This window comes from Crystallibacter permensis (assembly GCF_025960875.1).
In the GTDB taxonomy this organism is placed as follows: Bacteria; Actinomycetota; Actinomycetes; order Actinomycetales; family Micrococcaceae; genus Crystallibacter; species Crystallibacter permensis.
The window spans coordinates 59,962-71,289 of the sequence record NZ_JAODLR010000022.1; the positions used below are offsets into that span (position 1 = coordinate 59,962).

The 11,328-nt window shown below is 66.7% G+C and carries 10 protein-coding genes and 1 pseudogene; 4 read left to right on the forward strand and 7 right to left on the reverse strand.

Features of this window, described 5'->3' with window-relative positions; genetic code table 11:
- Window positions 1–14: 14 nt before the first annotated feature.
- From B0G38_RS19365 to B0G38_RS19385, 5 genes are all read right to left on the reverse strand, one after another.
- Entirely contained in the window at window positions 15–1,916 is a 1,902-nt protein-coding gene (locus tag B0G38_RS19365) for a cytochrome b/b6 domain-containing protein (RefSeq protein ID WP_264670955.1), read from the reverse strand.
- A 52-nt stretch (window positions 1,917–1,968) separates the two neighbouring features.
- Window positions 1,969–2,949: an electron transfer flavoprotein subunit alpha/FixB family protein gene (locus tag B0G38_RS19370; protein ID WP_264670956.1), complete on the reverse strand. Its 981-nt coding sequence runs from the start codon at window positions 2,947–2,949 to the stop codon at window positions 1,969–1,971.
- A 42-nt stretch (window positions 2,950–2,991) separates the two neighbouring features.
- Window positions 2,992–3,771 (reverse strand): electron transfer flavoprotein subunit beta/FixA family protein, encoded by a 780-nt coding sequence (locus tag B0G38_RS19375; protein WP_264670957.1) that lies wholly within the window; start codon window positions 3,769–3,771, stop codon window positions 2,992–2,994.
- A gap of 176 nt (window positions 3,772–3,947) precedes the next feature.
- Entirely contained in the window at window positions 3,948–4,745 is a 798-nt protein-coding gene (locus B0G38_RS19380; protein ID WP_264670958.1) for a 3-hydroxybutyrate dehydrogenase, read from the reverse strand.
- A 52-nt stretch (window positions 4,746–4,797) separates the two neighbouring features.
- Window positions 4,798–6,171, reverse strand: coding sequence for an MFS transporter (locus tag B0G38_RS19385; protein WP_264670959.1), 1,374 nt, complete (start codon window positions 6,169–6,171; stop codon window positions 4,798–4,800).
- 154 nt (window positions 6,172–6,325) lie between these two features.
- Between B0G38_RS19385 and B0G38_RS19390 the strand changes: the two genes are divergently transcribed.
- Complete coding sequence (locus B0G38_RS19390; RefSeq protein ID WP_264670960.1) at window positions 6,326–7,252, forward strand: LysR family transcriptional regulator; 927 nt, start codon at window positions 6,326–6,328, stop codon at window positions 7,250–7,252.
- A gap of 376 nt (window positions 7,253–7,628) precedes the next feature.
- Window positions 7,629–9,038: an MBL fold metallo-hydrolase gene (locus B0G38_RS19400; protein WP_264670962.1), complete on the forward strand. Its 1,410-nt coding sequence runs from the start codon at window positions 7,629–7,631 to the stop codon at window positions 9,036–9,038.
- A gap of 76 nt (window positions 9,039–9,114) precedes the next feature.
- Here the strand turns inward: B0G38_RS19400 and B0G38_RS19405 are convergent, their stop codons facing one another.
- Window positions 9,115–9,372 (reverse strand): metal-sensitive transcriptional regulator, encoded by a 258-nt coding sequence (locus tag B0G38_RS19405; protein ID WP_264670963.1) that lies wholly within the window; start codon window positions 9,370–9,372, stop codon window positions 9,115–9,117.
- 122 nt (window positions 9,373–9,494) lie between these two features.
- On the opposite strand from B0G38_RS19405, the gene B0G38_RS19410 reads away from it, so the two are divergent.
- Together B0G38_RS19410 and B0G38_RS19415 are read left to right on the forward strand one after the other, a co-directional pair.
- Window positions 9,495–10,088: a rhodanese-like domain-containing protein gene (locus tag B0G38_RS19410; protein ID WP_264670964.1), complete on the forward strand. Its 594-nt coding sequence runs from the start codon at window positions 9,495–9,497 to the stop codon at window positions 10,086–10,088.
- 76 nt (window positions 10,089–10,164) lie between these two features.
- Entirely contained in the window at window positions 10,165–11,049 is an 885-nt protein-coding gene (locus B0G38_RS19415) for a sulfite exporter TauE/SafE family protein (protein WP_264670965.1), read from the forward strand.
- 114 nt (window positions 11,050–11,163) lie between these two features.
- On the opposite strand, the pseudogene B0G38_RS19420 reads toward B0G38_RS19415, so the two are convergent.
- Window positions 11,164–11,328, reverse strand: a pseudogene (locus B0G38_RS19420) (3,4-dihydroxyphenylacetate 2,3-dioxygenase); the annotation flags it as partial.

Genomic DNA, 11,328 nt, shown 5'->3' on the forward strand with positions numbered 1-11,328 from the left:
TTCGCTTCTCGTCGCTACTTGGAGACCTTGCCCATCCGGGCGGCGATGGGTGTGGTGAAGAGCGGTTTCGTCAGGAACCACGCGGCCGCGATAACCACCAAGGAGATCACAAAGATAACCAAGCCCCACCAGTCCACGACGTCGCGCGAGGTGTACATGTGGTTCAGGTTGCGCAGTGCCCCGGTAAAGAAGACCAGGAACACGTGGACGAGGGTGAAGGCGACGAAGTAGATCATCACCGGGAAATGGATCGCCCGGGCCCACTCCACCGGGTACGCCTTGTTCAGCCCGGCGGCCTTCTCCGGCCACCAAGTGGAGATCCGGATACCGGAGATGATCGCCAAGGGCGCGGCAATGAACACGGTGATGAAGTACGTCATGACCTGCAGCGCGTTGTAGTGCACCCACCCGTTCTCCGTGGGCCAGTCCAGGGAAACGTATTGGATGCCGGCCGAGAGCATGTTCGGGAAAATGTCCCAACTGGTCGGCACAATGCGCATCCACTGCCCGGTGGCCAGCAGCAGGACGATAAAGACCAGCCCGTTGACCACCCAGAGCACGTCCAGGCTCTGGTGCAGCCACTGGGACAGGGAAACCTTCTTCGGGGTGTTGCCCTTCGGTGAGAAGAACGAGTCCTTCTTCGCGGTCCAGTAACCGGGTGGCTTGCGCTCGGTGCGCACCTGCAATCCCGTCCGCACGATCAGCACGATGAAGAACATGTTGAGGAAGTGCTGCCAGCCCAGCCATGCCGGCAACCCGACCGGGGCGCCATCCGGCTGGGACGCATGACCATCGTAGGTCGCAATGAACTCCTGCACCGGCTCCATGCTCCGCAGCCAGCGGGCACCAAACACCGCCAGCAGAGCCAACACCAGCACGACGGCGGTCACCACCACCGGCTTGATCCACGCCGGGCGTTCGCTCGCTTTGGTGGCTCCACCGGACGGGGCGGGCCGGCCCGAGCTTGCAGGCGGAGCAGATCCGGAGCCGCTCCGTGCGGCCACATCGGCGGTCGAGGTAGGGGTCGAGGTAGGGGTCGAGGTAGGGGTCGAGCTTGGGCTCGGTGATCCCATACGCGAGCGGACAGGTGCAGCAGAATCACCATGGGCAGGAGCGGCGCTTGCGGCCGCTGCGGCTCCCTGCCCTTGGGTAGCGCCCATGCGCTGGCGGGTGCCGCCAGCAGTGACGGGTTTGGCTTCGGGTGATGCAGCCTGCGCCGGGGATGCTCCCATCCGGGTCTTGCCCGCTGCCGTTGGTGCAGATTCCTGCCCGGCAGTTGACGGCGCCGCAGCCAGACGCTGCTTCCGCACTGGAGCAGCAGGCGGTGCATCGGTGGAGGCGGGTGGCTGGACGCCCATGCGCTGCTTCCGCACGGGAGCGGCAGGTGGTTCATCGACGGGTGCCGATTCCGCAGGTGCTGTATTGGTGGAAGCGGCCGGCTGTGTACCCATGCGCTGCTTCCGCACCGGAACCGGTGGCTGCGGTGCAGCCGGCGACTCCGACTCCTCGACGAGAGGCCCGGCGTCGCTCGTGCCCAGTTCCTCCTGCGGCAGGGGCCGATAACCGCCCATGCGCTGCCTCTTCACCGGAGCGAGTGCTGCGGGTTGCGTTCCCTGCGACGGCGCGGCTGCCGCATCCTGCGCGGCCGGAGCCGCGGGCGAAGCGGCCGGGGCATCCTGCGCCGGAGACTGGGCCGGCGCCTGGACAGGCGTTTGGGGCGCAATCTGTTCCTGCTCCGGCACCTGCGAGACGGGCGCCGCCGGTGCGGCCGAATTCTCGGCAGCGGCCGCCACGGTGCCGGTAGCGTCGACGTCGTCCGCCGCCCCATCCTGCTGGGCCTGCGGTGTCAGCGGCCGGTATCCGGCCATGCGCTGACGGCGCGGGGCGGGGCCAGCCCCGCTGTTCTCGTTGGTCATCGTGCCTCTCGCCTCCGGGACAGTCATTCAGGTGCAGCAGGTCCGGCCGGGCTCAGCCGCGGCGGGCGTTGATCTCGTCGATCAGTTGCGGCACCACGGTGAACACGTCGCCGACCACACCGAAGTCGGCGATCTCGAAAATCGGCGCGTCCCCGTCCTTATTGATGGCCACAATCGTCTTCGCGGTCTGCATGCCGGAGCGGTGCTGGATGGCTCCGGAGATCCCCAGTGCCACATAGAGGTCCGGGGTCACCGAGACGCCGGTCTGCCCCACCTGGAACGACTGGGGCACGTAGCCCGAGTCCACGGCCGCACGGGATGCGCCGACTGCGGCGCCGAGACTGTCTGCGAGCTGCTCGACCAGGACGAAGTTTTCCTTTGAGCCAAGTCCGCGCCCGCCGGAGACCACAGCCTGGGCGCCCCGCAGGGCCGGCCGGTCGGTCTGGGCCGGGGCGTCCAGGACCTGATCGATCCGCGCTCCCGGGGCAGCAGCGGTGGATACCGGAACGGTCTTTACCTGCGGACCGGCTACTGCCTCGGCCCGCGCATCAATTGATCCCGGTCGCACCGTGACGATCATGAGACCGCCCTCGATCGTGGACTGTGTGGTGAAGTCGCCGCCGAACACCGAGTGCTCAACGATGACCTCCTGCCCCTCTTCGTCGTAGCGCACGCCGACCGCATCGGCGGCCACAGAGCCGCCGGCGACGATTGCCAGCCGTCCGGCGACAGTCTTGGAGTCGTTGGTATTCGACACCAGCACGGTCTGGGCGGAGTACTCCTTTATCGCGTCAGCGAGGGCCCCGACCTCCGCGGTGCCCAGCTCGGTGTTCGCCGTGTCGGATTCGGCCAGGTAGACGTGGGCGGCGCCCAGCGAGCCCAGTTGCGCTGCCAGGTCCGCGCCCTGTCCGGGCGGGGTCACCGCCACGGCCACCGGTGTGCCGATGGCTGCGGCTGCGCCGAGCAGGCCGGCAGCCGTCGGTTTCGAGGCGCCGGCGGCGGTGGTTTCAATCAGTACCAGGATGTTTCCCATAATGTGTGCCCTTCCGGTCAGGTCATCAAGTCAGGTGTGCGGTCAGATCAACCGCTGGGCGGCGAGGAACTCAGCCAGCTGGCTGGCCGCCGTGCCGTCGTCGACGACCTTCGGGCCGGCCTCCTTCGGCGGGCGCGCCTCGGCGGAGACCATCACCGAGCGAACCGGAGCCGCATCCGGGCCGGCTTGGATGCCCAGCTCCGCCAGGGACCAGGTTTCCATCGGCTTCTTCTTGGCCTGCATGATGCCCTTGAAATTCGGGAAGCGTGCCTCCGCGGACTTCTCCGTAACAGAGATGGCCGCCGGCAGTCCGGAGCTGAGGCTCAGCGATCCGCCGTCGACCTGGGTTGTCCCGGAAACGCCCTCGGCGGTGATGGTCACCTCATCCAGGCTGGGCAGCACCGGCCAGCCCAGAATCTCCGCGACCATCGCCGGAACCATTCCACCGCGGCCGTCGGTGGCTTCATTGCCGGCCACCAGCAGGTCCGGGGCGATCCTCTGCACCGCAGCCGCCAGCACCCGCGAGGTCTGGACCATGTCCGATCCCGCCAGCGCGGTATCGGTGACCAGCACAGCCGAGTCGGCGCCCATCGACAGCAGTTTGCGCAGCGTCTTGGTCGTGTCTTCCAACCCCATGGACAGCGCGACGATTTCGGCGTCGGGGTTCGCGTCCTTGAACTGCAGCGCGACTTCCAGGGCACGCTCGTTGATCTCATCCGGCACCGGCTCGGAGGCTTCCCGGTCCAGCATGCCGGTTTCCAGGTTGATCTTGCGGTCCGACCAAGTGTCCGGCACCTGCTTGGCCAACACGACAATCTTCATGACGGGCTCTCCTTACTCACGAGTTGGTCCGGTTTATCAGCAGTCTATCTGCCCCCGCCCGACGCACTCGACGAGTTCCAGAGCGTGACCGCAACAAAACGACGCCGGCACTCAGGTGGGTGGAAAACCCAGCCGAGTGCCGACGTCGAACGTAACTTTGTTGCGGGAGGCGCCGTTTACCGCGCGGACCAGCCTCCGTCCATGGTGTAGCTGGCGCCCGTGACCATGGCCGCCTCGTCGCTGGCGAGCCAGGCCACCAGCGAGGCCACTTCCTCCGGCTCGACCAGGCGCTTGATGGCGCTTTCGGTCAGCATGATCTTGGCCAGCACCTCGGATTCGGGGACGCCGTGGAGCCGCGCCTGGTCCGCCAGCTGTTTCTCCACCAGCGGGGTGCGGACGTAGCCGGGGTTGACGCAGTTGCTGGTCACGCCGTACTCGCCGCCTTCCAGCGCGGTGACCTTGGACAGGCCTTCGAGCCCGTGCTTTGCGGTGACATAGGCGGATTTGAATGGCGAAGCACGCAGCCCGTGCACCGAGGAGACGTTGATGATCCGTCCGAATCCCTGCGCATACATCTTCGGCAGCGCGGCACGGATCAACAGGAACGGGACCTCCAGCATCAGCGTCAGGATTCGCCGGAAGTCCTCCGGGTTGAAGTCCTGGATCGGACTGACATGCTGGATGCCGGCGTTGTTGACCAGGATGTCCACGCCGTCGAGCGCTTCGGTGAGCCGATCGTCGGTGACGGCCGACGGGTCCAGCAAGTCGACCCCCCAGCTTGAGCCGCCGATTTCCCTGGCCACCGACTCGGCGCCGGTCTGGTCCATGTCGGCGACAACCACGTGGGCGCCGCGGGCCGCGAGTGCATACACCACGGCTAAACCAATCCCGCTGGCGCCGCCGGTGACCAGGGCTCGCCGGCCCGCCAGTGGTTGGGCGGCCGGCAGGCTGGTCCGTTCGGTTTCGTTGGTCATGAAAGTTCCCTTACGTAGAGCAGGTTGTGCTTGTTGCGAGCGTGGACTGGGCTCAGTTGCTGACCCGGGCGGTGTTCAGCCCATGCTTGCGGGCGTCGGCGTCGTCAATGTCATGCAGCGAGGCGCCCTTGGTTTCCTTCAGCGTGATTACCGCGACGGCGGTGATGGCACAGGCCACCGCCACGTAGATGGCCACCGGGATCCAGGAACCGAAGTCCTGCAGCAACGCGGTCGCGATGATCGGCGCCATCGAGCCGGCCACAATCGAGGTGACCTGGTAGCCCAGGGAGACGCCGGAGTAGCGCATGCGGGTGGGGAACATTTCGGCCATGATGGCCGGCTGACCCGCGTACATCAACGCGTGGAAGCACAGGCCGATGGTCACAGCGGCGATGATGACGAACGGGTTCTGCGTATCGAACATCGGGAAGGCGAAGAACGCCCAGCTGGCTCCGAGCACCGCACCGGCCAGGTAGACCGGCTTGCGTCCGAAGGCATCGGAGAGCCGGCCGACCTGCGGAATCACAATGAAGTGGATGACGTGGGCCACCAGCAGCGCCAGCAGCAACTGGCTCGTGTCGTACTCATGCACGGTCTTCAGGTACACAATCGTGAAGCTGACGATGATGTAGTAGAGGATGTTCTCGGCAAAACGCAGGCCCATGGCACCGAAGATGCCCTTGGGGTACTTCTTCACAACCTCCATCACCCCGTAGCTGACGGCCTTGTCGGCTTCCACCTGGGCGCGGGCTTCCAGGAAGATCGGAGCCTCACTGACGTGGGTGCGGATGTAGTAGCCGATGATGACGATGAACGCGGACACCCAGAAGGCCACGCGCCAGCCCCAGCTGAGGAACTGGTCCGAGGGGAGGATCCAGGACATGCCCAGCAGCACCAGGGTGGCCAGCAAGTTGCCCACCGGAACGGCGGCCTGCGGCCAGCTGGACCAGAACCCGCGCGACTTGTTCGGGCTGTGCTCGGCGACCAGCAGGACGGCTCCGCCCCACTCGCCGCCCACGGCGAAGCCCTGGACGAAGCGCAGGATGACCAGTAGTGCCGGCGCCCAGTAGCCGATGGAGTCGAAGCCGGGCAGGCAGCCCATCAGGAACGTGGCCACGCCGACCATGATGATGGTGACCTGCAGCGTGTGCTTGCGTCCGAGCTTGTCGCCGATCTGGCCGAACACAATGCCGCCGAGCGGACGGGCGATGAAGCCCACCGCGTAGGTCAGGAAGGCCGCGATGATGCCGTCCAGCTCCGTGTCCGCGTTGGGGAAGAAGAACTGGCCGAAGACCAGCGAGGCTGCGGTGGCGTAGAGGAAGAATTCGTACCACTCCACCACCGTGCCCACCATCGAGGCGGCCACAATCTTTTTCAGTCCCGATTTCTCCGTCTCCGGGACGTCCGTCGGCTTGTTGACGCTCATCGGCGCACTCCTTTGTTCTGCAGGTGTCAGCGTTGACATCGGCGTTGCGGGGGCCCTGTGCTCCAGCACACAGGACGGCTCTACCGAGTATGGACACAGCCGGCGGTGTGCATCAATGACCAGTTGCGCAGAGATGAAGTGCACAATTGCAGATATGAACTCCCCCGGCGCCGCCGCCCCGAACCCCCATGATCTGCTGATCCTGCTCGCCGTCGCGCGAACCGGAAGATTTACGACGGCGGCCGAGAGCCTGGGTTTGAACCACACCACCGTCTCGCGCCGGATTGCCGCGCTGGAAAAGAGCCTCGGCGGCCGGACGCTCGCGCGCACCGTGGGCAGCTGGGAGCTGACGGACCTGGGCCGCCGGGCCGTGCGGGCCGCCGAGGACGTGGAGACCGCGGTGGCAACCATCAACGAAGGCGAGGAAGAAGCGGACCAGATTGCCGGCGTCGTACGCATTTCGGCCACCGACGGCTTCAGCGCGTTCATCATCGCGCCGGCGGTGGCACAGCTGCGCCGGAAACACCCGAACCTCAGCGTGGAGATCGTCAACGTCACCCGCCGGGCGTTGCAGCACCGCTCGGGCCTGGACCTGGAGGTGGTGGTCGGCGAGCCGCAAGTGCACCGGGCCGAAGCGATCCGGCTGGGCTACTACATGCTGGGAATGTATGCCTCGCGCCGCTATCTGGAGGACTTCGGCACGCCCGCCAGCGTCGCCGAGTTGAGCGAGCACCGGCTGGTGTACTTCGTCGATTCGATGCTGCAGGTGGACGATCTGGATGCCCCGCGGCGGCTGGTTCCCGGCATGCTGGACTCGCTCAGTTCCACCAACGTTTTCGTCCACGTCGAGGCCACCCGGGCCGGCGCCGGGATCGGCTTCCTGCCCTGCTTCATGGCTGGCTGCCACCCCGATCTGGTGCGGCTGCTGCCCGAGGACTTCCAGGAACGCCTCCCCTACTGGATGGTGCTGCGCCCGGACTCGCTGCGCCAGCCCGCCGTCGCCGCCGTAGCCGAGGCGCTGCGCCGCCGTACGGCCGCCGTCGAAGATGCCCTGCTGGGCCGCGAACCCCTGGCTTACTGACTACGACGGCGGGCGCCTCGCCGGCCGAAAAGTTCCCTGATCCAGCCGAACCCGGCGCCGGGCTGCCGGCCGGCACTGCTAGCGCAAGTGCAGCGGCGGGAATGCGGAACGTTACGCATCACCTGGTCAATATGTTTGCCGCAGCCTGCCCACGTTGCCTTTCCGCATTTTTGGCATGTCGCCGTCCGGCACATACAAGTCCCTCCATCATGTTTCTGTAGGTAGCCGCCTTACGGGCGGCAATCCTAATCAGATACGCCCGGTGGGTATATCCGAGGGTGGGATGGGGGCTTGCCTTATACCCCCATGGGTATTATCGTTATGGGCAGAAGGATACCCCCGGGGGTATTTGCGGAATCTACGACAAGGAGACTAAATGCTGCTCGAGCGAATCTATGACCAGGACCTGGCCCAGGCCGGCTACTTCATCGGCTGCCAGCGCAAGGGTGAGGCCGTAGTGGTCGACGCCCGCCGCGACATCGATATTTACCTCGACATGGCCAAGGCCAACGGGATGAAGATCGTGGCTGTGGCCGAGACTCACATCCACGCCGACTATCTCTCCGGGACCCGCGAACTGGGCGCGGCTACCGGCGCCGGCATGTACGTTTCCGGTGAAGGCGGGACGGACTGGCAGTACGGGTTCGACGCCGAACGCCTGCACGACGGCGATACGATCTCGATCGGAAACATCACGGTCCAGGCCCTGCACACGCCCGGACACACCCCAGAGCACCTCTCGTTCCTGGTCACCGACGGAGCATTCAGCGAACAGCCCGGCTACCTGCTTTCCGGCGACTTCGTTTTCGCCGGCGACCTGGGCCGCCCCGACCTGCTGGACGAGGCCGCCGGCGGCATCGACACCCGCTTCGAGGGCGCGAAGCAGCTCTTCACCAGCCTGCGGACCAAGTTCCTGGCGTTGCCGGACCACGTCCAGGTGCACCCAGGCCATGGTTCCGGCAGCGCCTGCGGCAAGGCCCTCGGTGCTATCCCATCCACCACCGTCGGCTATGAGCGGCTGTACGCCTGGTGGGGCAAGTACCTGGAGGCCAACGACGAGCAGGGCTTCATCGATGAGCTGCTCGACGGCCAGCCCGACGCGCACGCCTACTTCGGCCGGATGAAGCGCCAGAACCGCCTCGGCCCCCAGGTTCTGGGCGAACGCGGCCCGCTGCCCGAGCTGGACAACCAGGCCGTCGCTGCGGCCCTGGTCGCCGACAAGGTGACCTTTGTCGATACCCGCCCCAACGCGCAGGTTCATGAAGGAACCGTGGCTGGCGCCCTGAATATCCCGGCCGGGAACAAGGCCGCCAGCTTCGGCGCCTGGGCCTATGACCCGGAGACCGACGACCGCCCGCTGATCCTGCTCGCCTCCGGCCAGGACGCCGCACAGCAGATGTGGGACCATCTCGTGCGCGTGGGCATCGACAATGTTGCCGGCTACACAACGAGCCTGGACGGGCTGCCCATCGTGGTCCCGCCCCTGATCCAGCCAGAGGAACTCGACAGTTTCGACGCCGCCCTTGTCCTGGACGTGCGGAACAAGAGCGAGCACGCCGCCGGGCACATCCCCGGCTCCGAGCAGCTCAGCGCCGGCCGGGTGCTCTGGAACCTGAACCAGCTTCCGGCCGACGGCCCCATCGTGACCTACTGCCAGAGCGGGGTCCGCAACTCCGTCGCCGCAAGCACCCTGCGCCGCGCGGGCTACGACGTCGTCGAACTCGACGGCAGCTACGCCGCGTGGGAGGCCTGGCAGAACACCGGAGAGAACGCCCCGGCCCGCTAGCCATTGCACGCCAATAAGCAAGAAAGGCGACCTCGCGCAGTCCATCACGCGGGGTCGCCTTGCCGGCCTGCCGAGGTCAGGCCAGAGAGAGGAAGAGCTTTTCCAGCTCCTTCTTGTCGAGGGAGTTGTCCTGCTTGGCCAGGCACTGCTCCAGGCCGGTGGAAATAATCGCGAACCCTGCCTTGTCCAGCGCCTTCGAGACGGCGGCGAGCTGGGTGACCACGTCCTTGCAGTCGCGGCCCTCCTCGAGCATCCGCGTAACGGCGGCCAGCTGGCCCTGGGCGCGCTTGAGCCGGTTGATGACCGGGGTGAGTTCGGTGCTGTCGAGCTGCATGGTGTTCTCCTCGGGGTAAAAGCCTTCCTCCACTCTATACCCCACGGGGTTTATTGCATACCCCCGGGGGTATATGGCAGACTTGTGGCGAAACATCTCATCCCTTGAAAGGAAACTCCCCTTTGGCTTCCGAGACTTTGACCGTGACCGCCCTCGATTCGCAGACGCTGCGTGAATGGATGGACAAGCACAAGGACCTGGCCGTGATCGACGTCCGCTCCACCGCGGAGTTCGAGGCCATGCACATCCGTGGCTCCTACAACCTGCCTCTGCCGCTGCTTTCCGAGCACACCGACGAACTCGCCGAACGCCTCGGGGCGCACGTGGTCCTGGTCTGCCAGTCCGGCGTCCGCGCTGAGCAGGCCCGCCAGCGCCTGAACAACGCCGGAATCGGCTCGGCCCGTGTGCTCACCGGCGGCGTACCAGGCTTCGCTGCCGCTGGCGGCGACGTCGTCCGCGGCGTCCAGCGCTGGGACCTCGAACGCCAGGTCCGCATGGCGGCCGGCACCCTCGTCGTCGGCGGGCTGCTCGCGGGCAAATTCGTCTCCCCCAGACTGCGCCTGATTGCCGGTGCCATCGGCGCCGGCCTGACCTTCTCCGCGGCGACGAACACCTGCGCCATGGGCAAGGCCCTGTCCAAAATGCCGTGGAACAAGACCGCAGCCGAGCCCACCGCCGAAAGCGCCATCCGGCAGTTGCCGCGCACCTCGGCCTGACCCCTCCCCTAAGCCGGTTCCCGCCCGAGCCCCACCCCGGGCGGGAGCCGGCCGCCACACCAGAAAGACAAATCACATGACCGTCGCCCTCACGGCCACCCTGCTGCTCTCCGTAGTCATCGGACTCTCCCTCGGTCTGCTCGGCGGCGGAGGCTCCATCCTCACGGTCCCCATCCTCACCTACGTCGCAGGCCTCGACCCCAAGGAAGCCATCGCGGCGTCGCTGTTTGTCGTCGGTGCCACGTCGGCCGTCAGCGCCGTCGACCACGCCCGTAAAGGCCGGGTGAAGTGGCGTACCGGCCTGATCTTCGGCGCCGCGGGCATGGCCGGGGCGTTCGGTGGAGGCCTGCTCGGCGGGCACATTTCCGGCACCATCCTCATGATCGCCTTCGCCCTCATGATGGTCGCCACCTCCATCGCCATGATCCGCGGTCGAAGGAAGAAGACCGCCGCCGCCAACAACAGCGAACTGCCCGTCCTCAAAGTCATCCTCGAAGGCCTCGTGGTCGGCCTCGCCACCGGACTCGTCGGCGCCGGGGGCGGCTTCCTTGTCGTCCCTGCCCTCGCCCTCCTCGGCGGCCTCGCCATGCCCGTCGCCGTGGGCACCTCGCTGGTCGTCATCGCCCTGAAATCCTTCGCCGGGCTCGGTGGCTACCTCACTACAGTCAGCCTCGATTGGGGCCTCGTCGGCGCCGTCACCGCGGCCGCGATCCTCGGCTCCGTCGCCGGTTCCCGCCTCGCCGGCCGCATTCCCGAAGCGGCCATGCGCAAGGGCTTCGGCGTCTTCGTCCTGGCCATGGGCGTCTTCGTCCTCGTCCAGGAACTCCCCGCGCCGGGCAACATCATCCTCGCCATCACCGCTGTCGCGCCGGCGCTGGCCGCACTCATCTGCCGGTTCGCTATCCCTGCGTGCCCGTTGCGCAGAGCCGTCGTCCATCCCGCGCCCGCAGCAACCCGTTGACGTCTGTTCGTCCCCACCTGCCAGCCGGAACCACGGCGACTAAGGCGATTAAACGCACGACGGCGGGGTGCGGCACACTGCCGCATCCCGCCGTCGGGCTTTGCTGCAGCTTTGTTACAGCTGGGCGCCGACCTTGAAGCCGCGTTCCTCGCCCGGTTCGCGGGTGTAGGAGAAGCCGTCGGCTCCGATGGTCACGGCCATTTCGGAGGCGTCGGTGCGCTGGATGACCGGCTGGGGGTTGCCGTCCAGGTCCAGGACCAGGGAGGCCTCGGTGTACCA